Below are 26,490 nucleotides of genomic sequence, written 5' to 3'. Positions count from 1 at the left end.
CATTAGCAGAAAAATAATATCAAATGGAGATATTATTTTTCTGCTAATGATATTTATATATAGAAGCTTGAGTATTGATGTGCTTGATTTACTGTAATATTTTATAATACTATCCGAAAAAAAGATAAGAGATTAATATAGCAGCTATTACGCCGGCCAAGTCGGCAATGAGGCTGGCAGGTATAACGTAACGCGTTCTTTTAACGCCAATTGAACCGAAGTACAAGGCTACCATATAAAACGTAGTATCAGCAGCACCATATAATACGCTGGATAAGTGCCCTATAAAGCTGTCTGGCCCGTGCACTTTCATGTTATCCAACATTAATCCACGTGCACCAGAAGCACTTAAAGGGCGTAGAATAGCAATCGGGATAACATCGGTGAACCGGGTATCCATATTAAAGTGGCCAAAAATCCATTTAAAACCATCGGCCACATAGGTTAGTGCACCCGAGTTACGAAAAACACTTACGCCAACCAGCATGGCTACCAGGTATGGAATAATTTTAACAGAAGTTTCAAACCCTCCAATAGCACCTTCTATAAAGGCTTCAAAAACGTTTACTTTTTTGCGAAGCGCGCCAAGTATAAAGGCAACCGGTATTGCGAAAAGCATAAGGTTACTGGATACTTTTGATACCGTACCAATCTGTTCTTTACTTAAATAAACGGCAAAATACCATACAATAAAAGCAATAAATGCCGTTAGGCCGAAGAGCCAGCTAATAACAACTCGGTCGGCCAGGTTGATTTTTTGCTTGATGGCTACTACTAACAATCCAACCAGAGTGGCTACATAAGTAGCAATAATACAAGGTATAAAAATATCTGTCGGGTCGTGCGAACCTAGTATAGCTCGCTGGGCAATAATGCTTATGGGTAAAATGGTTAGACCAGAGGCATGCAAAACCATAAACATTATTTGTGCATTTGAGGCTGTTTCTTTATGTGGGTTTAGCTCTTGTAAGCCTGCAATCGCTTTAAGCCCTATAGGGGTTGCGGCGTTGTCCAATCCTAATAAGTTAGCAGAAAAGTTCATCATCATTTGCCCTGCTGCAGGATGATTTTTAGGAACTTCGGGGAACAGGCGTTGAAAGAAAGGGCCTACAACACGAGATAGGAAGTTAATTGCTCCGGCTTTTTCACCCACACGCATAATGCCCAGCCAAAATGCCATTGTACCAACTAACGGCAAGGCAATATCCATTACCGATGATTTTGAGGAGTCGAATACACCTTCAATAAGTTGCTTGAAGATTTCAGTATCGCCCAGAAAAATCAGCTTAAACAGTGCCATTAAAAAAGCGATTACAAAAAAACTTATCCAGATGTAATTAAGAGCCATATATGAGTATTGTAGAGCTAAAAGTTAATTAATTGTAGGTTGTAATATTTTTATCGGATACTATTCGGATGTCATAGTCTTTCCGGATGGGGCTATAGGGTACTTTATCGTTTATAGTCATGTATATCATGCCTAAATCTTTCACCTTAATGCTGGTTATGCCGGAGTTGTCTTCCTGACTAAGCACAAAAGGCGAAATGGAGTTGACTAACAAATTTACCTGATTCAACTCGTCTTTAGCTAAATAAATATATATCCGCTTACCGTCGTTCCTGATCTCCACATCAGATGCTGCGTTACCAGGCAAACTTAAGTGGTACTTTAAGTTACCAGCTTTTTTTACTTTGTGCTTTGTATAACCTTTCGACTGCATAAAATCGTCGGCTTTTTGAGCGTTGTTAGTAATGATGTATAAAATATCTTCATAAGCCAGCAAGTTTCGCTGTGCCTGGCAAATCATTTGAGAAAAACACAAAGCTGCAATCACTAAAAGTATCTTCATTTGCAATTTATGTGCATAAAACTATCATTTTTATAGTAGGCAAACAAAACTTTCAACTCAAAATAATAATTTAGCCATCTTAATATCTATATATATGCCTAAAATAGAATTAGCAAGAGTTAGCGCCGAATATGGCTTTGAAGCCAGTGACGAAAACGGACATACCGTGCGCATGGATACAAGCCCCGAAAGTGGCGGCCAAAATTACGGCGTACGCCCTATGCAAATGTTGCTGATGGGTTTAGGCGGATGCTCGGCTATAGATGTGATCAGTATTCTGAAAAAACAACGTCAGGAAGTGCTTGACTACCGCATGGTGATTAATGGCGACCGTGAGCCGGGCGTAGAGCCATCCTTATGGGAAAATATAAACATCGAATTCCATTTAAAAGGTAACATTGATGAGGACAAGGCTAAACGTGCTGTTGAATTGTCTATAGGCAAATATTGCTCTGTTGCCGCTACGCTTGAAAAAGCAGGCGCCGAACTTAACTGGCAGGTGTTTATTCATCCTGCTGATACAACATTATAAGAACTCAAAAATGTCATTAAACGATTTACATCCTTTAACTAAAGCGATACGTTTGCGGTCTCCGCAAACGCTGCAAAACGAGCATTCAACACCGTTATACTTAACCAGCAGTTTCACATTTGATGAAGCTGAAGCCATGCGTGCAGCCTTTGCCGACGAAACAGACGATAATATTTACAGCCGTTTTAGTAACCCTAATGTTGATGAATTCATTGCTAAAATGTGCATGCTCGAAAACGCAGATGCAGGTTTTGCAACATCAACAGGTATGAGTGCGGTTTTTGCTTCTATGTTTGCCTTGTTGCAACAGGGCGATCACTTGTTGTGCTGCAGCTCCGTTTTTGGAAGCACCTTTACTGTTGTGACGAAGTACTTGCCTAAATACGGTATAACTTGCACACTGGTACCGGCAAATGATAAAGAAGCTTGGGAGGCAGCAGTACAATCCAACACAAAAATGGTGTATCTCGAAACACCTACCAATCCACAGCTTGAAGTAATTGACTTGGAATGGGCTGGTCAATTCAGTAAAAAACACAACCTTATCTTGAATGTAGATAACTGTTTTGCCACGCCGCTATTACAACGCCCTATTGAGTATGGCGCAGATTTAGTAGTACACTCAGCCACTAAGTGGATTGATGGACAGGGCAGGGTAATGGGTGGTATCGTGGTTGGGCGCGAGGATCTGATTAAGGAAATTTACCTGTTTTGCCGCAACACCGGACCAGCTTTATCGCCATTTAACGCTTGGGTGTTGAGTAAAAGCCTGGAAACGTTGGATGTACGTATGCAGCGCCACTGTGCTAATGCCTTAAAAGTGGCTGAAGCCCTTCAAAATCACCAAAACGTAACCTGGGTTAAATATCCCTTTCTACCTAATCATCCTCAATATGAAATTGCTAAAAAGCAAATGGCTTTTGGTGGCGGAATCTTATGTTTTGAGATTAAGGGTGGCTTAGAAGCTGGCCGCAGATTTCTGGACAACCTGCAAATGCTGTCGGTAACGGCCAACTTGGGCGATTCGCGTAGTATAGCTTCACATCCTGCAAGTACAACGCACTCAAAGCTTACAGATGAGCAGCGCGCGGCGGTAGGCATCACACCAGGCTTGATCAGAATTTCATGCGGTTTAGAAAAAGATGATGATATAATTGCAGATATTAGTCAGGCACTAAACCAAAGTGCTGCAAAAGTTTAATGTGATTTATGAGCCAGGTTATACCTATTAAAACCCTGCACTTATTTGAGAAGTTAGATAGTTTACTCATCGATTTGCTTAAATCCTTATCGGCAGATGACTGGGACATGCCAACGGTGTCGCCGCAGTGGACTGTTAAGGATATAGCAGCACACTTACTTGATGGCAATATGCGCGGTTTATCTATTTCACGTGACGGCTACAGGGGTGACCCACCCGGAGAGATTAATTCTTACCGGGACTTAGTAACATACCTGAATGATCTGAACACTATTTGGGTGTTAGCCTGGAAAAGAATCAGCCCTGCGATACTAATAGACCATTTACAATCAACCGGGCGTGAGTATGTGGCTTATCTGCACACACTCGATCCGTTTGCTCCAGCCATCTTTCCGGTTGTGTGGGCAGGCGAAACGGAATCAAAAAACTGGTTTCATATAGCGCGTGAATATACCGAGAAATGGCACCATCAACAGCAAATACGTGAAGCTATAGGCTTGCCGCACCCCTTAATGACGCGGGAATTGTTTTACCCTTGCATTGATACCTTATTGCGTGCATTGCCATATGCGTACCGGGATAACGACGCCGAGGTTGGTACACTAATTAAAATTGAAATTACAGGTGATGCCGGTGGTATATGGTTTATAGAAAAAACTATGGGTGGCTGGCGGTTTGTAAAAAACCTGGCCAAAGCCGAACCTGCCGCAGCCGCCACATTCAGTCCCGAATCTGCATGGAAGCTTTTCACTAAGGCCATAAAGGCACAGGATGCCCAAGGCGAAATCAATCAGGAAGGAAATATCGATCTTTTAAAGCCTGTAATGTCTATGTTGTCTATCATGGCATAAACACGCGTTTGTACATTTAAATATACATTTAAGGTTTCATAAAGGCCGGTATTACCTATACCGGCCTTTATACATTTTAAATCGCTGCTGTTGTTACTTGGCTGTCTTATAACTGAAAAATAACTTAATTGCTGTTAAATTGAAGTTCTACAATCTCGAATTTATCAAATGTGTTTTGCATGGCATCAATGTTGCCCCTTGGCTGTACATCAGCGTAGCTATGCGCTCGTATTACAATCTAAAATTACAATGATGAAATTAAAACTAAAAAAAACCAGCCTGCTACTTTTGGGAGTTGCAGTAGGGGGTAACTTATTTGCACAAACTCCGGATTCTACTACAAATTCAGCTAACTATGTGAAACCTTTTTCAGGTGCTAACAACTTTCGGTCATGGTCAATCGGTTTACACGGTGGTATGACTTCAATTAATACCCTATTTCAGGAAAAAACCGATTACGTAACAGCTAATGAGCGCCTGGGTTACGGTGGCTACGTTAAAAAGCAACTACTGCACGGTTTGGGTTTGCAAGCCAACTTTTTTAGAGGGCATGTACAAGGCTCAAACCCGCGTCAGATAGGTTATCCGGTACAGCGCTTTGAAACTAAAGTAAAGTATGCAGTTGATTTAAGTGCGGTAATTACAGTAGCTAACATCAACTGGTTAAATAACAAAAGCTTTATACAGCCGTATGTAAGCGTGGGTGCCGGTAATATGGGCTATACATCTACACTGACTAACAATAGTGGCACCATGGCTGGAGTTAGCGACAGGCATGATTGGTTTATACCAGTAGGCGGTGGTTTCAAGATAAATTTAGGTCCGGTTGTGAACCTTGATTTGGGCTACCAGGTTAATTTTGTGAACAGCGATTACCTGGATCAATTCGTCTCTGGCAGTGCACGCGATAAATTTGGCTACGCTCATGCAGGCCTGGAGTTTAGTTTAGGTAAACGTTCAAAACCTCAGCTGGCTACTCATAACCCTGTATCGTCAATGCGTACAGAGTACCTGATGGCTGAGCGCTCATTACAAATGCAATTAGACCAGCAAAAAGCTGACAATGCTAATTTACGTTCGGAGTTAAACACTGTAAGCCAAAACTTAACACGTTTAACTGCGGATAGCGATAGAGATGGTGTTTTTGATATTAATGATAAATGCCCCAACACTCCGGCCGGCACTAAGGTAGATGGTTCAGGTTGTCCATTACCAACTCCGGTAACCCGCGTTTATGTAACCGAAGAGGATCGGAAAGTAGTTAAAGAAGCTATTGCCAACCTTGAATTTGATTTGGGGAAAGCAACTATTCGCGAAAAATCATTTCCAAGTTTGAACCGCGTTGCCGAACTGCTTGTAAACAAGAACTTCAGCCTTAAGCTGGCTGGACATACAGACAACACAGGTTCTGACGCATTAAACCTGAAATTATCTAAAGACAGGGCAGAAGCTATTAAAGCTTATTTAGTAAGTCAGGGAGCCAATGCTTCTCGTATTGAGGCTACAGGCTACGGTGAAACACAACCCATAGCCAGCAATAATACTGCGGATGGTCGTCAGAAAAACCGTCGTGTAGAATTTACTTTATTTTAACGGAATACTCTTATAAACAAAAAGGCTGCCCGGATAGGCGGCCTTTTTGTTTTATATGCCTTCATAAAATTCTGCAATACTACCAAAGTAAACATCGTTCCAACCCTCAACAATATCATCATACGCTTCATCCGGAATGTTAGCGTGTCGCAACTCTACAGATGTATGCTGCTTATCGGCATGAAGCTTTATGGTAACGATTGAAGGCTCATCTTGACCGTCGAAATACCATTGCTGCACTATTTTTTTCCCTTCTTCAAACTCAAGGTTTTTGCCAGTAATGCTGCCATCCCACATGCTAAATTCTGTGCCCGGAGTGGTCGACATTTCGGCCGGTTCGCCTGTCCAGAGCTGAATGGTTAGCGGATTAGTGATTGCTGCATAAATTTCTTCTGGGGTGGCGTTTATAGAGTAATATTTTTTATAATCTTTCAAAATGTAATTTTTAATCAGTGTAACGGTGTCATCAAAATTAACATATAATTTTCAGGTATGCGAGTTTTGTAGGCTGTTCTATTTCTACACCTAACCAAACGTTTATATAAATCACTTCTTAAACGCTTCTAACAAAGCCTTTACTACACCATCCATATCGCGGTTTTCAATCCACCGTACCACCATCACCACATCATGCTCAGGGTCGCAATAAATCATGTTAGTGCCGTTGCCTATGTGTACCCAAGCACTGGCCGGGGCCGAAGGTAGTAGCTTTTTATCGATGTTTAAAAACCAGTTCATGTATCCATAACCTGTGTTAGCTTTGGTGGGCGTAAGTGCTTGTTTTATCCACTGTTCACTAATAAGTTGCCTACCGTTCCATTTGCCTTGCCTCAAGGTAAGCAAACCAAAGCGAGCCATATCAAACGTATTGATAAACATACCGCCTCCCCAATGGCCGCCACCGCTTACTGATTGTACAGGCTGACCATCGAGTACAATCCATGAAGTCTTGTAACCCGTCCAGCGCCACGTGCTCGATGCGCCTATTGGATCCATTATGGTTTCTTTAAGCACCTGTGGCAATGGCTTACGCCAAACAGATGTAGCTGCAAGTGCAAGTGCGTTCACACGTACATCGTTGTATTTGTACACTTCGCCCGGCTCATTGCGTTTGCGAGCTTTGTATTGCTCAATATCGCCCTGCGGACGATCGGCCCAATCGGGTTTACCCCACAACGTGCCTTCCCAATCGCTGGTTTGGCGCAGCATCACTTCCCAGGTTAAACGCCGGTTATGTTCAGATGCAAATGGATAAATAATACTGCTTTGTGAAGAATCGGATCCGTTTGTATTGATCTTCAGATCATATAATTCTACAAAGGGAACATAGTTCGCAACTGTGTCTGTGGTACTATGGATAAGGCCACGATCAACAGCCACGCCAACCACTGTGGATAACAGGCTCTTGGTAACGCTGTTAACAATATCTACCCGACTTGGCTGGCCCCACTGCGCCACTACGTAACCTTTGTAAACAATTAAGCCGGAAGCGTCGCCCCGGTCTGTTAGCGGGCCGACCGCCTCGCTAAAAGGCTCCCGACCAAAACTTTGATGTTGTGATAACTCGCCATTGCGGGAAGATTTAGCCTCATGAGCCTTTGCAAAGCTGATGGTATTTTTGATCGCCTGCTCATTAAGCCCCAACTGGCTTGGTGCTCTGGTTTGCCAATTGCCAGCCGGTGGGTAATAGCCTGATAACGTTTTATTTTTTTGACCAAATGCATTGGTGCCCAACATCAGCAGAGCAATGGTAATTAAAGGACGTTTCATGGTAGCAATATAAGCAGAGTTGCTAACTATTGAAACACCTATGGACTAACGCAATACCTTTCTCATCAACAAATCGGTTTGCTGGTCATTCCCTAACATAAAACTATGACTGCCACAATGCTCGAAACCCAGACGCTCATACAGGCGAATAGCGTTCACGTTGTGTTCCCATACACCAAGCCATATAAAGCGGCAACTTAAGGCATGAGCCTGTTCTAAAGCAAACCTTAGCAGTTGTTGTCCAATTTGCCTGCCCTGGTACTTAGCCAGCACATAAAGGCGTTCAACTTCGAGGCTGTTCTCCCGTTTAAATTCGTGTTGGGCGTTCCCTGTATTGAGTTTTATGAAACCTACAACTTCTCTATCAAACCTGGCAAAGTAAAATACAGAGCCAGGCGTGTTTATTTCATCTTTAAGTGTATCAATATTGAAGGCATTAGCTGCATAAGCTTCCATATCATCTGCATTATTCAAATGATAAAAAGCTGCAAAAAAAGTTTCACGACTTATAGCCGATAAGGCTCCTGCCTCGTCGGCAGATAGTTTTTCAAGTTGTATGGAGTCGGCCATTAAAATTATTCGAATTGGCCCTCTAATCGTTCCAATCTTTCAATAAGATAACTCACCTTCTTCTGCTCACGTTGTATCAATCGGTCTTTCAAATAAAAGGTAGCTATAAGGATGTAAACACCACAAAAAGTATAATATAAAACCCTAAATATCAATGGTTTGTTTTGGAATACCTCAATGGTGTATAAAGATATGCCTAGGCAAATCATTAAAGCGAATGCATAATAAAACCTGCCGTTGAGATACGCACGCCTGTTTTGGTATTCTTTTAAGCTTTTGAGATAAGCAGCGGGGTTCAAAGTTAAATCGTGTTTGGTTATTGTACGATAATCACCTATTTGTAGTACAAGGTAAGCAATCATGCCTAACAGCATTACAAACAAGCCAATGTAACTCAAACGCTGTTCGTACACTGCAAAAAGCGTTAAGCCTGATGTAAAAATCAGAGCCACAGCGGTAATTGCAATGCTGTAAAGCACCCTTATCCCTAATTTATTAATTCCCTTTTTTACCTGTTTAAGCACATCATCAACCGAAAGCTGGGGTTGCTTAGGTTGTTCTTGCCAAACCGATAGCAGGTGTTCAAAGTCTTTCATATTGATTATATAAATCGGTTAGCTTTTGTTTAATACGATGAATTTTCACTCGCAGATTTCCTTCGGATATTCCTGAGATGTCAGCGATCTCCGGGTAGGGCAATTCATCAAGCACCATTGTAATGATTATTCTTTCTGATTCTTCGAGCTTGGCTATACATTTATACAACAAAGCCACTTGTTCGTTTTTTTCTGATAGTTCTTCTTTACGGGTTTCGGCCAGTTGCGGAGTTAATTCTTCCTTAGCCTGGCGTTTTTCAGACCGCAGGTACGTTAAACAGGTGTTTACAGCAATGCGGTATATCCAGGTAGATATCATGGCGGTATTGCGAAACTTATCAAGGTTTTGCCAAACCTTTACAAAAGTCTCCTGTAGCAGGTCATGCGCCGCATCCTCGTCACCGGTGTAACCGTAGCACAAACGGTATATCTTTTTTGAGTTCGATTCAAATATCTGCCTAAAGGCAGCATCTTTATCAGCCACTGGGGTTAGTATTTAAGTTGTAGGGTTTAGATGGCCGAAAGATAACAATTGTTACACGTAATCGTGTTTATTTATCCAGCTCAGTTTTTCAGCAGCTTGTTCAACCACCTTCTCAAAATCGGTTTGAAAATCGTATTGAAGGTCCTCGTGCAATGCGCTCATCAATTTTTTTGTTTTTTCCAATTGCTTGTTAAGCAACTGCCTTAACGGTTTGTAGCCGGTGCGCCGATCAATGAACAACACATATTGTTTACAGTAATGCAGCAGTAAATCTATCTCGGCCGGTTTTGATGCCATAAATTTAGTATGCTTGGTAATTAGCTTTAAAGCCTTGCGCAGTGCTTTAGCCTGGTAGTAACTATGGCTGGGCAAAGAGCTGAATAGGAGATCTATTTCTTGTTTGACGCCGTCTGTATAGCCGGTCTCGTTATCGGCCTCAAAAAGCAGATAAGATAGTAGCTCCTTATTCTCTTTCTTATATTTAGCAAGGCGCAGGCATAAGTCGCTTATCTGGCTGCTGCTCAGGTGTTGTAATTCTTTTTTTATTGATTGTAAATTGTAGGTATTTATCCCCATGCCATCACTTTAATTTTAGCAAAATAGTAATTAGTTGTAGCTTAGCCACTCAATTCGTTTCATGAAACAAAGTAAACTTACCCTTTTTATTTTTATTGCCTTAGTTGCGGGTGTAATAACCGGATACTTGTACAATATCAAAGTTATAAATGTTTACAACAGCAACATTGCCGTTGCTGACGCCCGTGTTAAAGCCATTGATACCCGCTTGGTTAAGCTTACTGATACCACTGTAACTGAATACGCAAATCTAAAAACTGAACGCGCTACCGTTGTAAAGCAGCGTAAAGCCGATGATACTACACGGGAAGATAAATTGGTAGGCTTTAGCATATTGAGTGATATATTCCTGAGATTGATTAAAATGATTGTAGCTCCGTTGGTTTTTACCACACTAGTAGTTGGTGTAGCCAAGGTGGGCGATATAGGTGCAGTAGGGCGTATAGGTGGTAAAACTATGGTTTGGTTTATCAGCGCTACACTGGTTTCATTGTTATTGGGTATGATGCTGGTGAACTTTTTTAAACCGGGCGAGACTATGCATATCCCACTACCTGATAGCCACTTAAGTACCGGAATCCAAAAAACCGCTTTATCTCTTCGCGATTTTATTAGCCACGTATTTCCTAAGAGCTTTGTGGAAGCAATGGCTAACAATGAGATATTACAGATTGTGGTGTTTGCCTTGTTTTTTGGTGTAGCAACCGGTGCCATTGGCGAAAAAGGCGAAGTAGTAGTTAAAGCAATGGATGCCATTGCACATGTTATATTAAAGATTACCGGCTATGTAATGCTGGTGGCCCCTTTGGCTGTGTTTGGAGCTATTACTGCTGTTGTAGCCAGGCAGGGTTTGGGGATATTATCAACCTATGCTGTGTTTATTGGCGAGTTTTATTTCTCGTTAGTGGTATTGTGGCTGGTTATATTGTTGGCTGGCTTTTTGGTGTTGCGGAAACGGGCCCTTACACTGGTTAACCGAATTAAGGACGCCATGCTCATTGCTTTTAGTACCTCAACCAGCGAGGCGGCCTACCCGCGTATATTAATGGAATTGGAACGCTTTGGTTGCAATAACAAAATTGTAAGTTTTGTATTGCCACTAGGTTACTCTTTTAACCTCGATGGTTCTATGATGTACATGACGTTTGCCTCCTTATTCCTGGCGCAATCATACGGTATACATCTGGCTTTTGGTCAGCAGCTGTCTATGCTATTGGTGCTTATGCTAACCAGTAAGGGTATAGCCGGCGTACCACGTGCATCACTGGTGGTTATTGCGGGTACCATATCCATGTTTAACATTCCGGAGGCTGGTTTAGCGCTGCTTATTGGTATTGACCCTTTGTTGGATATGGGCCGTTCGGCTACCAACGTTTTAGGTAATGCTATGGCTACAGCAGTGGTGAGCAAATGGGAGGGAGAGCTAAAGAGCTAATAAATCTTAGTTAGCCGCTTAACCTGAATCTTGTGCATGAACCGCCGTCAAACTGGTAAATTTATGACATTGAAATAAACTCCTTGTCCTACTTTTGCAATTCGTACTAATTCATAATTTCTATTTCTTTATGACCGATAAAACTAAAAAGATATTTTTTGCACTGACCATTATTGTGCCTATAGGCTTATACTGCGGCTATTACTATGGTATGATGATTAAAAATGCACCGTATCGTTTTTCTGATTTTCAGTATATCCGGTTCGAGTATGGCTTAGGTGATAGCTTAAATAATAAATTCAACTCTAAGACCGGTTCTTACCAATATGTTACCCAAAGCGGTAAGGTAAAAAAGATGAACTTGCATTTAACAAAGGATAATCTGATTTATCTGCATCGCAAGGCGGCAGATTTGGGCTTCTGGAACTTCCCGGCGGTTGAAGAAGGCGATGCTTACCAGGGAAAGAAAGAAAAGACACCCCATTACTTGATTGAGTTTGCCTACAAGGAAAAGACTAAGAAAGTGCTCTTTGACCAGGCTTATAATGGCGATCCGAAACTGAAGGATGCCAACCAACGACTCATCAAAGAAATACAGAAGATATTGGATGATCGAGAGCAGAAAGTTCAGCAATAATGTTTTGTCGCAGCGTTGCTTTTACAAATAAGAATTTCTATATTTGCACCTCAAATTTTTAAACAATTTAATTAACAAACAATGTACGCAATAGTAGATATAGCCGGACAGCAATTTAAAGTTGCAAAAGACCAGCAAATCTTTGTACACCGCTTACAGGGAGATGAGGGCGCTAGTATTGAATTTGACAAAGTATTGTTAGCTGAAAACGAAGGTAAATTTTCGTTAGGTAGTGCCTTACAAGGTGCTAAAGTATCAGCAACAATTGTGTCTCATGTAAAAGGTGAAAAAGTTCTGGTTTTCAAAAAGAAACGCAGAAAAGGTTACAAAAAGAAAAACGGTCACCGTCAGCAATTTACCAAAATTGCAATCACAGGCATTACTTTATAATTGAAGGTTTAACGCAAGGCTTAGTAAGCTTTGATAAAATATTAAAACATGGCTCACAAAAAAGGTGCGGGTAGTTCCAAAAACGGCCGCGAATCGCATAGTAAACGCTTAGGTATCAAGATTTTCGGTGGTCAGCCTGCAATTGCTGGTAATATCATCGTTCGTCAGCGTGGTACACGTCATAACCCAGGTCAAAACGTAGGTATTGGTCGCGACCATACTTTATTCGCTTTGATAGACGGTCAGGTAGTTTTCAAAAAGAAAGCTGATAATCGTTCTTACGTATCAGTATTACCTTACCAAGGTTCTGAAGTAGCTGCTGAAACTAAACCGGTAGTAAACGTACAAACTGAAGCTGCTGCTGTAGCTGCTCCTACTACTAACGGAAAAGCGAAGAAAGCTGCTGCTCCTGTTGAAGAAGAAGCCCCTAAAGCTGAAACTGCTACTGAAGGTGATGAAGTTGTTGCCTAGTAAGGTAACTATAGGTTAGTTCGCTAATCATATTAAAAGGCCTGCATTATATAATGCAGGCCTTTTTTACTAGTTAGCTAAAGTAAATACAACCGGTATTTCATGATAAGCGCGAACTATCTTTCCGTCTTTTTGCGCAGGCACCCACTTTGGCGATTGCGCGATTACTCTTAAAGCTTCAGCGTTTAAGTCAGTAGATGCGCTGGTTTTGATCCTTAGCTGAGTAAAGCTACCATCCTTTTCTACAATAGTTTGTAAAACGACTGTGCCTTGTATGTTGTGTTCTACAGCATAAGCCGGGTAACGTAGCGTTTTAACTAGATACCTATTCAATTTCTTTTGTCCGCCTACAAATTCAGGAGCTTTGTCGGTTTGTAAGTAAATACTATCGCTTTGGCTTACTACCGGGCTAGTACTTTGCGCTTTAATACCGCTAAAAGAAAGGATAAATAGGGTGGATAATATCAAACGTTTCATCATCGTATTATTTTTCTCGTATCATTAAGCCGTCTGCGAAATCACGAAGGTATTGTTTGCGGTCATTTGATAAACTGATCTGATCTAACGCCTCGAATGCTTTGTTAGCAAAGTCTTGCATGGCCTGTTCGGCATACATTCTAATATTTAGCTGATTATAAATATTGGTAACAGCCTTTACCTTTTCCGCAGCGTCGAAGTCATCCCTATTTATCCAGCGGTTTAATTCTTCTATCTCATTACTTCCTGCTAACTCCAGCGCCTTAATTAGCAAATAAGTCTTTTTATTAGAGATGATATCGCCGCCTACCTGCTTGCCAAATTTCTCCGGATCGCCGTATACATCTAAAATGTCATCCTGTAGCTGAAACGCAGTACCTAATTGTTCACCAAAGGTACATAGCAGGTCGGCATCAGCTTTGCTGGCTCCACCAATCAGTGCCCCGATTTTAAGAGCGCCGCCCAGTAATACAGCTGTTTTTAACTTAATCATGTTAAGATAAGCCTCAATAGCCACATGTTCTACTTGCTCGAAGTTCATATCCAGTTGCTGCCCTTCGCAAACGCCTACAGCTGTATTACTGAAAATCTTCAATACGTCGCGCAAGATTGAATCTTCAACCTGCATAATCAGTTTATAGGCCTCAACCAACATTACATCGCCCGATAGAATAGCCACATTAGGGTTCCACTTTTCGTGTACAGTTACTTTGCCACGGCGTAAGGGGGCATTGTCCATAATGTCATCATGTACCAGGGTAAAGTTGTGAAACACCTCGATGGCAAGTGCTGGCTGAACAGCAGCCCTAACATCGCCGCCAAAAAGGTCGCATGCCATTAAAAGTAGAGCAGGTCGCATACGCTTGCCGCCTACCGACAGAATGTAGGTAATAGGATCGTATAATTCAGCGGGATCAGTAGGATAGGAGAGGTTATTAACTGCTTCCTCTATGAGTAACTGTAAATCTTTTAATGTATTCATATAAAAGTAACCGGTGCTGGCTTTTAGTCAAGCACCAGTGAGAAATCAATTTGCTTTTTAGTGAGATCTACGTTCTTGACTTTAATCCGGACTTCGTCGCCCAGTTGATAAACCTTCTTTTTCCGTTGACCAATGATAGCATAGTTTTTTTCATCTAAGGTATAAAAGTCATCAGATATGTCGCGAAGCCGTACCATGCCTTCACAGTTATTTTCGGTAATCTGCACGTACATTCCCCACTCGGTAACGCCCGAAATCACACCTGTGTATTCACTACCGATATTATCCTGTAGATACTCGGCCTGTTTGTATTTAACCGAAGAGCGTTCGGCATCAGCAGCTTTCTTTTCCATTTCTGAGCTGTGCTTACTGAGCGCTTCATAGTGCTCTGCATTTACAGCCTCGCCACCGTTTAAATAATGAAATAACAACCGGTGCACCATCACATCGGGATAACGGCGTATAGGCGACGTGAAGTGCGTGTAATGGTCAAAAGCCAATCCATAGTGGCTGCTGCTTTTGGTGGTATAAATAGCTTTAGCCATAGAACGTATGGCCAGCTGTGTCAGTACATTTTGCTCCTTTTTGCCTTCTACATCATGCATCAGGTGATTGAGTGATTTGGCTATCTCACGGTCCGACTTCATGTTTATGCGGTAACCAAAGCGGGCCGCAAATTGCGCAAAGTTGCCTAAGGTTTCGGGGTTAGGTGCATCGTGTGCGCGATATACAAAAGCGTATTTCTTTTTGCCTTTACCTTTTTTGTTCACAAACTCGGCTACTTTACGGTTGGCCAGTAACATATAGTCTTCAATCAACTTATGGGCATCTTTGCGTTCCTTAACATAAACTCCAACAGGCTTCCCTTTTTCATCAAGCTTGAATTTAACCTCGGTACTTTCAAAGCTGATAGCGCCATGTTTAAACTTTTGCTCACGCAACTTATAGGCTATTGCATTAAGCTGGTGTATCTCTTCTACATAATCTCCCTCGCTGGTTTCTATCACTTCCTGCACTTCTTCATACGTAAAACGGCGGTCGGAGTGGATGATAGTTTTACCAAACCATTGGTCAAGCACATGACCTTCGTCATTCATTTCAAATACGGCTGCAAAGCAAAGCTTATCTTCATGCGGACGCAGCGAGCACAGTCCGTTTGACAAGCGCTCAGGCAACATGGGTATCACGCGGTCAACCAGGTAAACAGAGGTGCCACGGTCATAAGCTTCTTTGTCAAGAGCAGAATCCGGAATAATATAATGCGATACGTCAGCAATGTGAATACCTATCTCGAAGTTGCCGTTTTCGAGCTTTTTAAAAGATAACGCATCGTCAAAATCTTTGGCATCAAATGGGTCAATAGTAAAGGTCAGTACATCTCTAAAATCCCTGCGCTTGTCTATCTCTTCGGCTGTTATGTCTTCTGAGATAGCCTCGGCTTCCTGTTCGACCTCGGCAGGGAAAGACAGCGGAAAACCATATTCTGCCAGGATAGCGTTCATCTCCGTATCGTTCTCGCCCTGTGTACCTAAGATTGTTTTGATGCGGCCAACCGGATTTTTAGCTTCAGGTGGCCAATCGGTAATAGCTGCAACGGCTTTCATGCCGTTTTTTGCACCGTTTAAATCGCTTAGCGGTATAAAGATATCATGCAACATCTTACGGTCATCGGGTACAAAAAAAGCAAATCGTTCAGATAACTTTACAATGCCGGTAAATTCCATCTTGGCACGTTGTATAATATCCACAACCTCGCCTTCTTTACGCTTGCCTTTGCTCTTGGCATACACATATACTTTTACGCGGTCACCATGTAGTGCATTGCGTAGCTTACGGGGAGCTACATAGATGTCATTCTCAAACTCATCGTCGGTTACAATAAAGGCCGATCCATCGTTGGTCATATCAACCTTACCCTCTACGAAAGTTTTAAGCTCCAGCACTTTGAATTTACCTGGAGACACTTCCTGTAAGACGTTTTTCTTAGCTTCTTCTTTTAAAATTTCTAATATAGTTTCACGAGCTTCTGGCTCGCGTACGTTCAATTTAGATGATACCTGTTTGTAGTTAAGTGCCTCTTTGGCATTTTGCTCAAATACATCCAGCACAAGTTGTGTAAGTACTTGTTTAACTGATGAACTGATGTTTTTCTTTTTGGCCATTTAAATTTAGCTATGGTGCTAATATACGCAACCTGTATTTAGTAAGCGGCGTATATAATTTGATATAGATACTAACAACCGAAGCTGGCGAAAGTTGTTGGTTTTAAGATGGGATAACGATTTGAGGAATAGACGCAATAAGCTTCTGTGTATAAGGTGTTTTAGGATTAATAAACAGCTCGTCCGCATCTGAAATCTCCTGAATTTCTCCTTTGTTGATGACCATGATACGGTCAGAGATGTGTCGTATAACCGATAGGTCATGCGAAATAAAGATATAGGTAAGACCCAAATCTTTTTGCAGATCGCGTAGCAAGTTCAAAATCTGCGCTTGTACAGAAACATCCAGCGCAGACACCGACTCATCGCAAATGATGAATTGAGGTTCTAAGGCCAGTGCTCTTGCAATAACCACGCGCTGGCGCTGCCCGCCCGAAAATTCGTGCGGATAACGGTTAAAATGCTCGGGCAGGAGACTCACCCTTTCCAAAAGTTCAATAGCCTTTTGACGCCTTTGTGTATTATTTTCATGCAGGCCATGTACCTGCATAGGTTCCATCAGCAACTGCCCAATGGTTAAGCGTGGATTTAAAGAGGAGTAAGGGTCCTGAAAGATGATCTGCATTTGGCGCCGCATATGCCGCAATTCGTTTGGCCTTAAGTTGAGCAGGTTAGTTCCTTTATAGGTTACGCTGCCTGAAGTGGGTTGTATTAGCCTTAAAATACTTCGGCCAAGCGTGGTTTTACCACTGCCGGACTCGCCAACTAAGCCTAGAGTTTCGCCGGGATATACTTCAAAATTTACATTACTTACAGCCTTGATATATTTTTTTGAAGAAGAAAACCAACCGGAGCTAACGGGGAACCAAGTACATAGATCATTTACTTTGAGAATAGGTTCCTGCTTGTATAACAATTGCTTACGCTCATGTATGTCAAACTGGTTATAAGAAAAATTTTCTTTCACGGCACTTACCGAAAGCCCGGTGCTTTTAAGCTCACCATTACCATCAACGTTTAAAAAATCGCTGATAGTAGGCAGGCTCTTTAAGTTGAGATTGGCCGAAGGCCGGCAAGCAAGCAAACCTTGGGTATACGGGTGGTTGGGATTGGTGAATATGTTTTTTACCGGCCCTTGTTCAACCACATTGCCCTTGTACATTACTAACAGCTCATCAGCTATTTGGCTAACCACACCAAGGTCATGCGAAATAAAAAGCAAGCTCATATTGCGCTCCGCCTTCAATTTCAACAGTAAGTCAATTATCGTTTTTTGTACGGTTACATCAAGTGCTGTAGTAGGTTCATCAGCAATAAGCAGATCAGGATTGCAGGATAATGCCATTGCGATCATAACCCGCTGCCGCTGCCCACCGGATAGTTGATGCGGATAGCTATCAATCATACTCTCCGGGCGTGGAAGCTGTACTTCTTTAAACAAGTTGATAGCTTGTTGCCGGGCCTCATGTTTGTCAAGCTTTCGGTGTAATTGTATGGCTTCGGTTATTTGGTCACCACAACTAATCACGGGGTTTAAGGAGGTCATAGGTTCCTGAAAAATCATGGCAATGCGGTTACCACGCAACACGCGCATTTCTTTTTCTGATGCTTGAGCGATGTTTATGCCATCAAATACAATATCACCTTTTATTTGTGTATGCCTACTTTCGAGCAGGCGCATTATTGCTAACGAAGTAACTGATTTACCCGAGCCGGATTCACCTACAATGCCCAGTGTGCGCCCTTTTTCTATTGACAAAGAAATACCTTTTACTGCCTCAAACCATCCATCGGATGTACGAAAACTTACATGCAGGTTGTTAATTTGAAGCATAATATCAATAAAGGGATCAGTTGGCTCAATATAGCGTAAATGCGCTACAATGCAAAATTACAGGTCTACAATCGTGACTTGGTCATCAGTGATCAGCGGTTCGCCTTTAAACCTTTTGAGCAACTGCGCTGTAGTCACCACATCCTTTTGGCAATAAGTGCAAATGCGATCAAGCTGATTGTCAACCCAATAAACCTGCGCCACCATGCTGCCGTCTATGTCATCTTTAGGGGTAGGGATACCAAAAATGGCCGCTAATAAATTTAAAGAAGTAAAGTTCTTGTAATCGCCAAATTTCCACATCTCCATTGTATCTAGATGGCAAATTTCCCAGGGTTTTTTACCTGAGATATGCAGTTGGACGGGTAGGGGAATTCCATTAATCAATAACCGGCGGCAGATATAAGGAATATCAAACTCCTTTACGTTGTGCCCGCAAAGTATGAGTTTATCTGACATGCCTTTAAGCATTTCAGAAAACTTTCTTAACAACTCACTTTCGTCATGTGAAGCGAATGATTTTACACGGAAGCCGCCTGACTTTGTAAAGATACCGGCAGATAGACATATGATTTTGCCAAATTCGGCGAGAATGCCGGCACACTTATAAAATTCTTCGGCTGTTTCTTCTTTGCGCTGGTACTGTGTTTTCTTGTCCCACAGTTGCCTAAATTGTTCTGGAACCTCATCGTAACTGCTATACTGCGGAACAGTTTCAATATCAATCACCATCACATTATTCCAATCCAAATTTTCGAGCATAGCAGCCGGGAGTTTAAAACAGCCACAAAATAAAGCATTTTTATTGATGTTACTACTTAGATGCTACATTTGCAGCGAACAATTAAGCTAATAATGTACAAAGTAGCAAAGAGCGCTTTATGCTAATTTATAATTTTAACACGTTATTAGTATAGTTACATACACTTAATGGGAAAAAAGCTCCTTAGTTCGAATTTGATATTTGCCTATGATCATCAACACATTATCTGTCATCATACCCGCTTACAACGAAGAGCGTACCATACACCTCATACTGAATAAAGTTAAAGCCGTTGAACTTATCAGTGGTATTCAAAAAGAAGTCATTATTGTAAATGACTGTTCGAAAGATGATACGGAAGGGGCTATACTACGTTATAAAGAAGCTAATCCCGATCTGCCCATCAGTTATTTTAAGCATGATATAAACAAGGGAAAGGGTGCGGCCTTACATACTGGAATAGCTAAAGCTACCGGTGAATATCTAATTATTCAGGATGCCGACCTTGAGTATGATCCGGATGAATACAATGATTTACTTAAGCCTGTTGTGAACGGGTTTGCTGATGTAGTTTATGGCTCCAGGTTTATGGGTAGTAACCCGCACCGCATATTATTCTTTTGGCATACCATAGGCAACCGCTGGTTAACGTTCGCCTCAAACATGTTCTCCAACCTGAACCTTACAGATATGGAAACCTGTTACAAATTGTTTAACACTAAAATGCTGCAAGGCATAACGTTAACGGAGAAACGATTTGGCTTTGAACCTGAGGTTACCATTAAAATGTCACGCATACCGCACATACGTATATATGAAGTAGGAATATCCTATTACGGCCGTACATATTATGAAGGCAAGAAAATAGGATGGAAGGACGGTGTAAGGGCAATCTATTGCATCCTCAAATACGGCCTCTTTAAAGCAAACTGATTTACATTTAAACTATGTCAGCCTGCAGGATGTGTAAGTTACTTAATCATTACGCCAGGCTTATTAAGTACCGGCAACTTAATAAAGTTTGATTCTACAATACTTTCGGGGAGGAAGATAAATTTCTTGTCATAAATGTCCTTACCTATGTAGTAGCTTACCCAGTACTCATTATTAAGGCCAAAGGTTTGCTCGTCTATCGGCTCAATAAGCGCAAAGCTTTTGCTTTGAATAATCGGCATCATGTGCCTTAAAACTGAAGTTTTAACTTGTTCGCCGTCCTTCTCACCGTAGCCTTTGGATGTAACAAGTACGTTTTCGATGGGTTGGTCTTTTAGGTTGATGAGATATACGTACCATACTTTGCTCTCTACGGTTTCATTTTCAAGCGCAACGGCAACTCCTATATCCTTAACTAAGTTCTCGGGTAAATCTCTAATCATAATCAAAAAACGCCTGTTTCCAGGCGTGCATTATCTTTATTTCTTTTTAGCAAACTTTTTGCCTGCCGGTTTCTTGCCGTCCTTTTCCATGGCATCGGCCAGCGCTTTACACTCGTCGTAGGTTAAAGTAGTGGGCTCTTTGCCCTTAGGTATTTTAACGTTTAATTTACCAAATTCGATATATGGTCCCCAGCGTCCGTTCAAAATTTTAACATCAGCATTTTCTTCAAACGTTTTAATAAGCTTTTCAGCGTCTTTTTTACGTTTCTCCTCAATTATTTCAATACCCTGCTGTTCCGTTACACTCATGGGGTCAACGCCTTTTGGTAAAGAATAAAAGCTGCTGTTGTGTCTGATATACGGACCAAACTTGCCGATGGCTACGGTCATTTCTTTGTCCTCATACACACCAACTTTTTTGGGCAGTTTGAACAATTCCAGCGCATCCTCTAAAGTGATCGTCTCAATCATCTGGCCAGCCCTTAAACTGGCGTATTGAGGCTTTTCGTCTTCTTCAGCTTCGCCTATTTGTACAAATGGTCCATAGCGACCGATACGGACCGACATTTTCTTGCCGCTTTCGGGATGGATGCCTAAATCACGTTCACCGCGAGCTTTATCTGCAGTTTGAATTGTACTCTCTACACCCTCGTGAAAAGGAAAGTAGAAGCTTTTGATCATAGCTGTCCACTCGGTTAAACCCTGGGCAATCTCATCAAACTGCTTTTCGACATTAGCAGTAAAATTAAAGTCGACAATGCCAGTAAAGTGCTGTACCAAAAAGTCATTTACAACAGCACCAATATCTGTAGGGAACAGTTTGTTACGTTCGGCGCCTGTATTTTCAGACTTTTCTTCGCGCTTTATGGATTTTTCTTTAAGCGTTAAAACCTTGAAATTACGGGTTTTGCCTTCTCGATCTTCTTTTAAGACATAACCACGGTTTTGCACCGTTGAAATGGTAGGCGCATAAGTAGATGGGCGGCCAATACCTAATTCCTCCAACTTTTTTACCAGACTTGCTTCTGTATAGCGTGCAGGAGGCCGCGAGTAACGTTCAGTAGCCGACATTTCCTGCAGGCTTAAAACTTGACCTTTGGAAAGCGGTGGAAGAATCGCGTTGTTTTCGTCCTGGTTGTTATCCTCATCTTCGTCACTCGACTCAAGGTAAACTTTCAAAAAGCCGTCAAATTTCATCACCTCGCCATTGGCAACCAGATCTTCAGACCGGGTTGAGATGTTTATTTTGGCCGTGGTTTTTTCAAACTGGGCCTCACTCATTTGTGATGCAATAGCGCGCTTCCAGATCAGCTCGTACAAGCGCTTTTCGGCGTTTTCACCATCAATGGTGTGCTCATTAAAATAAGTAGGGCGTATGGCTTCGTGCGCTTCCTGTGCACTGGCCGATTTGGTTTTATATTTACGTAACTGATGATATTTATCACCATAAGCAGACACAATTTGCTGTTCTGCAGCATTTAGAGCGGTATCAGATAAATTAACACTATCGGTACGCATGTAAGTAATCTTACCAGACTCATATAGCCTTTGAGCAACCGACATTGTACGTGAAACCGAAAATCCCAGTTTGCGACTAGCTTCTTGCTGAAGCGTAGAGGTTGTAAAGGGAGCTGCTGGCGAGCGTTTAGTTGGTCGTGTTTCTAACGATTTTACAGTAAACGATGCTTCAATACAGTCGTTGAGGAATTTTTCTGCTTCTTCCTGTTGTGTAAATCGTTCTGGCAGTTCTGCACGGAATGCCTCACGACCTTTGCCAAATATAGCTACCACCCGAAACGCAGCTTCGGCTTTAAACTTGTTGATCTCACGTTCGCGCTCTACTATTAACCTTACAGCAACGGATTGAACCCGGCCGGCAGATAAAGAAGGTTTTACTTTTTTCCAGAGCACTGGCGAAAGCTCGAAACCCACCAAACGATCCAATACACGGCGTGCTTGTTGGGCATTTACCAGGTTATAATCTATAGTGCGCGGGTTTTCAATAGCCCGCATAATAGCAGGCTTTGTTATTTCATGGAATACTATACGTTTAGTTTTATCTTCTTTTAAGCCCAAGGTTTCAAAAAGGTGCCAGGAGATCGCTTCACCCTCCCGGTCCTCATCGGAAGCAAGCCAAACCATTTCTGCTTCCTTTGCTAGTTTTTTCAACTCGCTGACTACCTGTTTTTTATCAGCAGGTACCTCATATCTTTGTGCAAAGTTATTGGGTATATCAATGGCGTCCTCTGACTTCACCAGATCACGGATATGACCATAGCTAGACTTAACAGTAAAGTCTTTGCCCAGGTAACCCTCGATAGTTTTGGCTTTCGCCGGAGATTCTACAATAAGTAAGTTTTTGGCCATTAATGCTCTTTATTTTCTGCAAATAAAACACAAAGAATGTGAAACACAAATTCACAAACAGTATTAATTTTTTAATTGCAACAGTAATTAATCAGAATTGTTCGAGATGACGGCTTACTAGCTAAGTAGGATTACATCAAGAAACCACCGCCCAGCAGATCATTACCCTCGTAAAACACAGCGGATTGACCAGGCGCAATACCCGACACCTGATGGTGAAAATCTACCTTTATGTGATCGCCCAGCTGTACGATGGTGCTTTCGGCACCGGCATCTTTATAGCGTATTTTAGTAACGGCCTGTAAAGGCTCGTTAATGTTTTCATACTTCACGAGGTTCAGGTTACGCACCCATGCTTCTTTACGGTGCAATTCTTCTTGCGTTCCCAAAACTACTGTATTATCGACCGGATTTATTTTGGTTACGAACATAGGCTGCCCTAAGGCTATGCCCAACCCCTTACGCTGGCCGATGGTGTAAAACGGATAGCCCTGATGCTTGCCCACTACCGTTCCATCAGTTAACACAAAGTTACCAGCACCTACACGTGTGTCCAAGTCCTGTACTTTATGGCGAAGGAATGCCCTATAGTCGTTATCAGGAACAAAGCATATTTCATAGCTTTCGCTTTTGCCAGCCAATTCAACCTGCCCGTAATCTAATGCCATTTGCCTGATCTCTGCTTTTGCAAAACTGCCTAACGGAAATCTTGTACGAGCCAGGTTTTGTTGCGATACGCCCCAAAGTACGTAAGACTGGTCTTTGTTTTCATCGCGACCTTTAGATACCACATAGCGACCGCTATCTTGTAAGCGGATATTGGCGTAATGCCCGGTTGCTATAAATTCACAATCTAGCTTGTCTGCACGTTTAAGTAAAGCTTCCCATTTAATATGGGTATTACACAAAACACATGGGTTAGGTGTACGGCCGGCCAAATACTCGTCAACAAAATTGTCTATTACGTAATTGCCAAACTCATTGCGTATATCCAATATATAATGTGGAAAGCCATAACCCACTGCTAATGATCGGGCATCATTAATGCTATCCAAACTACAACAGCCGGTTTCCTTAGAACTTCCACCCGCAGAAGCGTAATCCCAGGTTTTCATGGTAAGCCCAATTACTTCATAGCCCTGCTCATGTAGCATAATTGCTGCTACTGAACTATCAACACCACCACTCATGGCTACTAAGATTCTACCGTGCTTACTCATATCAAATGCAAAGATAAGCTTTGTTAACCGTTGCCAAAAATGGGCATGTCAGCATAAGGTAAAACCTAATGCCATACTCAATCGTGTTAACTATCAAGAAATAGCTATTGTATAACAATGAGTTGAGAATATTATATCAACAAATTATTTACATTATACATTACCTAACATAAACCGTTTTTATATTTACAAACTCATGTATGCCGAACATTCCCAGCTCACGGCCATATCCAGATTGCTTAATGCCACCGAATGGAAGCCTGGGATCTGACTTTACAAGGGAGTTTACAAAACAGGAACCAGCTTCCAACTGCGTTGCAGCAATCCTTTCACCTCGTTCAATGTCCTGTGTAAAAACTGCAGCTCCTAAGCCAAATACACTATCATTAGCTAAGCTTACAGCTTCTGCTTCATCCTTTGCTGTAATGATAGCCGCCACCGGTCCAAAAAGCTCTTCATCAAAAGCGGGCATACCTTTTTTTACCTGGGTAAGGATAGTTGGTGGATAAAAAGCGTTTTCTCCATCAGGTAACTGCCCGCCTAATATACATTGGGCGCCGGCTTCTATGGATTTTTTTACCTGATTATGCAACTCATCTCTTAAATCAACACGTGCCTGCGGACCAATGTCTGTTTCCTCGCTCAAGGGGTCGCCAGTATGTTTGGCTTTCATTTTTTCGAGCATTAATTGTGTAAACCTCTCGGCTACCGTTTCCACAACAATAAACCGCTTGGCAGCTATGCAGCTTTGGCCGCTGTTAATAAGTCGACTATCTGTACAGGTTGTGGCTGCAAGCTCAAGGTCGGCGTCGTCTAAAACCAAATACGCATCACTGCCACCAAGTTCCAGCACTGTTTTCTTCAGCACAGATCCAGCCTTTTGGGCCACTTTAATTCCGGCTTGTGTGCTGCCTGTTAAAGTCACTGCTTTTATCAATGAGTTTTCTATTATAGCATCAACTTTATTGCTTGTAACTAACAGTGTTTTGAAAACATTAGGCGGAAAGCCGGCCTGTTGTACTAATTCTTCGATCACTATTGCACAACCCGGTACATTTGAAGCATGCTTTAAGACGCCGCAATTACCGGCAGCTAATGCCGGGGCCAGGAAACGAAATACTTGCCAAAAAGGAAAATTCCAGGGCATGATGGCCAATACTACGCCAATAGGCTCAAATGTTACAAAGCTTTTTTGAGCTTCCGTTTCAATCAGCTGTTGCTGTAAAAACGAATCGCCGTGGTCTGCATAGTATGTGCAAACCGACTCGCATTTTTCAATTTCGCTGATGCCTTGCTTAATGGGCTTGCCCATTTCAAGAGCCATCAAATGGGCTAACTCCTGTTTGCGCTTTTTCAATATAGCTGCAAGGGCACGCAAAAGCACTGATCGTTCACCGTGTGAAGTTAAGTGCCATTTTTGCCATGCCTCATGTGCAGCCTCAGTTTTCAACTGGACTTGCTCGTCGGTATCGGCTTCGTAAGTCTTGATAACTTTTCCGTTTATGGGGTTAATTGATTGAATAGACATAATTGTTAATTAACTGCTCGATATTAAACTTGATTAGCCATCAGAAAGACAACCACACCAAAAAAGTGTTTTGAGCGGTATAAGTAGGCTTTTTTACAAACCTTTTATATATGCCTGGTGTGTTTATAAAGTTAACGCAACAAATAAATGCTGTTATCCTCACTAATAAATCGTTTCTTTTTGTAACGAAAAAGCATCAATAGAGCGAACTGAGTGAATTTTTGATAAAAGTACTTACAGGTATTGCGTAGAAATACGCAGCGTATATATTTGCCATATAACCCTTGCCAAATATGAACATTACAGATTTAACAATTGAGCAAAAACTACAAGGCTTTATTTTGCTAATTATCTGCTTCGTTGCAGTAATGAACTACGTTATTTAATTTTCAACGCATTATTTGAGAGAAGATAAAGACTTACTTCTTGGAATAATCATGCCCCCAATTTTTAAGGGAGTAATTCCAATTGCTGTTAGCTACATCGCCTGAAGGTTTTTGGGCGGAGTGACGTTTAATGTAACCAACAACCTTCTGCATATGTAAGTAGTCTGCTTGCTGCAGCTCGCCTTTATTTTTATACAGAAGACTTACTATCTTTTCGCCCGATTTGTGACCCACCGACTCGCCGTCGCCACTGTCCCAACCTACTTTTTTTGATTCATCGGTTTTAAGCCATTTTTCAAGGGATGAAGCCGTCATGTTTACCAGCTCTTTAAACTCAATATATATTTCCTGCTGTTCGTCTGTATTTAGATGCTTGTCCATAAATGATGTTAAAGCAAAAATAACAGGCACACATGAGATTTGTTGCGCAAAAGATTAC

27 protein-coding genes are annotated in these 26,490 nt (G+C 41.8%); 9 read left to right on the top strand and 18 right to left on the bottom strand.

What is annotated here, in order from left to right; all coding sequences use genetic code 11:
• Positions 1–109: 109 nt before the first annotated feature.
• Both ABDD94_RS11955 and ABDD94_RS11950 read right to left on the bottom strand, forming a co-directional pair.
• Positions 110–1,348, bottom strand: a complete 1,239-nt coding sequence (locus ABDD94_RS11955; RefSeq protein WP_345952434.1) for a nucleoside recognition domain-containing protein — start codon at positions 1,346–1,348, stop codon at positions 110–112.
• Between the two features lie 28 nt (positions 1,349–1,376).
• Positions 1,377–1,850, bottom strand: a complete 474-nt coding sequence (locus ABDD94_RS11950; protein ID WP_345952433.1) for a hypothetical protein — start codon at positions 1,848–1,850, stop codon at positions 1,377–1,379.
• 94 nt (positions 1,851–1,944) lie between these two features.
• Between ABDD94_RS11950 and ABDD94_RS11945 the strand changes: the two genes are divergently transcribed.
• The 4 genes from ABDD94_RS11945 to ABDD94_RS11930 all read left to right on the top strand — a co-directional run bounded on the left by ABDD94_RS11945 (position 1,945) and on the right by ABDD94_RS11930 (position 6,027).
• Positions 1,945–2,382 carry an OsmC family protein gene (locus ABDD94_RS11945; RefSeq protein WP_345952432.1) on the top strand — a complete coding sequence of 146 codons (438 nt, stop codon included), beginning with the start codon at positions 1,945–1,947 and terminating at the stop codon, positions 2,380–2,382.
• A gap of 10 nt (positions 2,383–2,392) precedes the next feature.
• Complete coding sequence (locus tag ABDD94_RS11940) at positions 2,393–3,583, top strand: aminotransferase class I/II-fold pyridoxal phosphate-dependent enzyme (RefSeq protein ID WP_345952431.1); 1,191 nt, start codon at positions 2,393–2,395, stop codon at positions 3,581–3,583.
• Between the two features lie 8 nt (positions 3,584–3,591).
• The gene (locus ABDD94_RS11935) at positions 3,592–4,434 is read left to right on the top strand and encodes a maleylpyruvate isomerase N-terminal domain-containing protein (protein WP_345952430.1); all 843 of its coding nucleotides are present in this window, start codon (positions 3,592–3,594) and stop codon (positions 4,432–4,434) included.
• 249 nt (positions 4,435–4,683) lie between these two features.
• The gene (locus tag ABDD94_RS11930; RefSeq protein ID WP_345951865.1) at positions 4,684–6,027 is read left to right on the top strand and encodes an OmpA family protein; all 1,344 of its coding nucleotides are present in this window, start codon (positions 4,684–4,686) and stop codon (positions 6,025–6,027) included.
• Positions 6,028–6,078: 51 nt separating this feature from the next.
• Here ABDD94_RS11930 and ABDD94_RS11925 read toward each other — a convergent pair whose 3' ends face one another.
• The 6 genes from ABDD94_RS11925 to ABDD94_RS11900 form a co-directional block, all read right to left on the bottom strand.
• On the bottom strand, positions 6,079–6,462 hold the full coding sequence (locus ABDD94_RS11925; RefSeq protein ID WP_345951866.1) for an SRPBCC domain-containing protein: 384 nt from the start codon (positions 6,460–6,462) through the stop codon (positions 6,079–6,081).
• A 111-nt stretch (positions 6,463–6,573) separates the two neighbouring features.
• Positions 6,574–7,797: a serine hydrolase gene (locus tag ABDD94_RS11920; protein WP_345952429.1), complete on the bottom strand. Its 1,224-nt coding sequence runs from the start codon at positions 7,795–7,797 to the stop codon at positions 6,574–6,576.
• A gap of 45 nt (positions 7,798–7,842) precedes the next feature.
• Entirely contained in the window at positions 7,843–8,367 is a 525-nt protein-coding gene (locus tag ABDD94_RS11915) for a GNAT family N-acetyltransferase (protein WP_345952428.1), read from the bottom strand.
• Between the two features lie 5 nt (positions 8,368–8,372).
• Positions 8,373–8,963 (bottom strand): hypothetical protein, encoded by a 591-nt coding sequence (locus ABDD94_RS11910; protein WP_345952427.1) that lies wholly within the window; start codon positions 8,961–8,963, stop codon positions 8,373–8,375.
• Positions 8,950–9,447, bottom strand: coding sequence for an RNA polymerase sigma factor (locus ABDD94_RS11905; RefSeq protein ID WP_345951870.1), 498 nt, complete (start codon positions 9,445–9,447; stop codon positions 8,950–8,952). Before ABDD94_RS11905 ends, ABDD94_RS11910 begins: the two co-directional genes overlap by 14 nt.
• Positions 9,448–9,498: 51 nt before the next feature.
• The gene (locus tag ABDD94_RS11900; protein WP_345952426.1) at positions 9,499–10,023 is read right to left on the bottom strand and encodes a hypothetical protein; all 525 of its coding nucleotides are present in this window, start codon (positions 10,021–10,023) and stop codon (positions 9,499–9,501) included.
• A 61-nt stretch (positions 10,024–10,084) separates the two neighbouring features.
• On the opposite strand from ABDD94_RS11900, the gene ABDD94_RS11895 reads away from it, so the two are divergent.
• The 4 genes from ABDD94_RS11895 to rpmA all read left to right on the top strand — a co-directional run bounded on the left by ABDD94_RS11895 (position 10,085) and on the right by rpmA (position 12,956).
• Positions 10,085–11,458 carry a dicarboxylate/amino acid:cation symporter gene (locus ABDD94_RS11895; protein ID WP_345951872.1) on the top strand — a complete coding sequence of 458 codons (1,374 nt, stop codon included), beginning with the start codon at positions 10,085–10,087 and terminating at the stop codon, positions 11,456–11,458.
• Positions 11,459–11,588: 130 nt separating this feature from the next.
• Positions 11,589–12,095 (top strand): hypothetical protein, encoded by a 507-nt coding sequence (locus ABDD94_RS11890; protein WP_345951873.1) that lies wholly within the window; start codon positions 11,589–11,591, stop codon positions 12,093–12,095.
• An 81-nt stretch (positions 12,096–12,176) separates the two neighbouring features.
• The gene (gene rplU, locus ABDD94_RS11885) at positions 12,177–12,485 is read left to right on the top strand and encodes a 50S ribosomal protein L21 (RefSeq protein WP_345951874.1); all 309 of its coding nucleotides are present in this window, start codon (positions 12,177–12,179) and stop codon (positions 12,483–12,485) included.
• Positions 12,486–12,533: 48 nt separating this feature from the next.
• Positions 12,534–12,956 (top strand): 50S ribosomal protein L27, encoded by a 423-nt coding sequence (gene rpmA, locus ABDD94_RS11880; RefSeq protein ID WP_345951875.1) that lies wholly within the window; start codon positions 12,534–12,536, stop codon positions 12,954–12,956.
• Positions 12,957–13,025: 69 nt separating this feature from the next.
• Here rpmA and ABDD94_RS11875 read toward each other — a convergent pair whose 3' ends face one another.
• The 5 genes from ABDD94_RS11875 to ABDD94_RS11855 form a co-directional block, all read right to left on the bottom strand.
• Entirely contained in the window at positions 13,026–13,436 is a 411-nt protein-coding gene (locus ABDD94_RS11875; RefSeq protein ID WP_345952425.1) for an energy transducer TonB, read from the bottom strand.
• A gap of 4 nt (positions 13,437–13,440) precedes the next feature.
• The gene (locus ABDD94_RS11870) at positions 13,441–14,415 is read right to left on the bottom strand and encodes a polyprenyl synthetase family protein (RefSeq protein ID WP_345952424.1); all 975 of its coding nucleotides are present in this window, start codon (positions 14,413–14,415) and stop codon (positions 13,441–13,443) included.
• A gap of 23 nt (positions 14,416–14,438) precedes the next feature.
• Positions 14,439–16,577, bottom strand: a complete 2,139-nt coding sequence (gene rnr / locus ABDD94_RS11865; RefSeq protein WP_345952423.1) for a ribonuclease R — start codon at positions 16,575–16,577, stop codon at positions 14,439–14,441.
• A gap of 103 nt (positions 16,578–16,680) precedes the next feature.
• Positions 16,681–18,411 (bottom strand): ABC transporter ATP-binding protein, encoded by a 1,731-nt coding sequence (locus ABDD94_RS11860; RefSeq protein WP_345952422.1) that lies wholly within the window; start codon positions 18,409–18,411, stop codon positions 16,681–16,683.
• A gap of 57 nt (positions 18,412–18,468) precedes the next feature.
• Positions 18,469–19,173 carry a 3'-5' exonuclease gene (locus ABDD94_RS11855; protein WP_345951880.1) on the bottom strand — a complete coding sequence of 235 codons (705 nt, stop codon included), beginning with the start codon at positions 19,171–19,173 and terminating at the stop codon, positions 18,469–18,471.
• 208 nt (positions 19,174–19,381) lie between these two features.
• On the opposite strand from ABDD94_RS11855, the gene ABDD94_RS11850 reads away from it, so the two are divergent.
• Complete coding sequence (locus ABDD94_RS11850) at positions 19,382–20,107, top strand: glycosyltransferase family 2 protein (RefSeq protein WP_345952421.1); 726 nt, start codon at positions 19,382–19,384, stop codon at positions 20,105–20,107.
• A 38-nt stretch (positions 20,108–20,145) separates the two neighbouring features.
• Here the strand turns inward: ABDD94_RS11850 and ABDD94_RS11845 are convergent, their stop codons facing one another.
• The 5 genes from ABDD94_RS11845 to ABDD94_RS11825 form a co-directional block, all read right to left on the bottom strand.
• A complete protein-coding gene (locus ABDD94_RS11845) occupies positions 20,146–20,550 on the bottom strand; it encodes a hypothetical protein (RefSeq protein WP_345951882.1) in 405 nt (134 codons plus the stop codon).
• Between the two features lie 36 nt (positions 20,551–20,586).
• The gene (gene topA, locus ABDD94_RS11840; protein ID WP_345952420.1) at positions 20,587–22,917 is read right to left on the bottom strand and encodes a type I DNA topoisomerase; all 2,331 of its coding nucleotides are present in this window, start codon (positions 22,915–22,917) and stop codon (positions 20,587–20,589) included.
• Positions 22,918–23,048: 131 nt separating this feature from the next.
• Entirely contained in the window at positions 23,049–24,137 is a 1,089-nt protein-coding gene (mnmA, locus tag ABDD94_RS11835) for a tRNA 2-thiouridine(34) synthase MnmA (protein WP_345952419.1), read from the bottom strand.
• Positions 24,138–24,297: 160 nt separating this feature from the next.
• Positions 24,298–25,665 carry an NAD-dependent succinate-semialdehyde dehydrogenase gene (locus ABDD94_RS11830; protein ID WP_345952418.1) on the bottom strand — a complete coding sequence of 456 codons (1,368 nt, stop codon included), beginning with the start codon at positions 25,663–25,665 and terminating at the stop codon, positions 24,298–24,300.
• A gap of 419 nt (positions 25,666–26,084) precedes the next feature.
• Complete coding sequence (locus ABDD94_RS11825; protein WP_345952417.1) at positions 26,085–26,432, bottom strand: DUF3140 domain-containing protein; 348 nt, start codon at positions 26,430–26,432, stop codon at positions 26,085–26,087.
• Positions 26,433–26,490 lie beyond the last annotated feature (58 nt).

Source organism: Mucilaginibacter sp. PAMB04168 (genome assembly GCF_039634365.2).
In the GTDB taxonomy this organism is placed as follows: domain Bacteria; phylum Bacteroidota; class Bacteroidia; order Sphingobacteriales; family Sphingobacteriaceae; genus Mucilaginibacter.
This window is presented reverse-complemented; position numbering and strand designations above follow the sequence as displayed.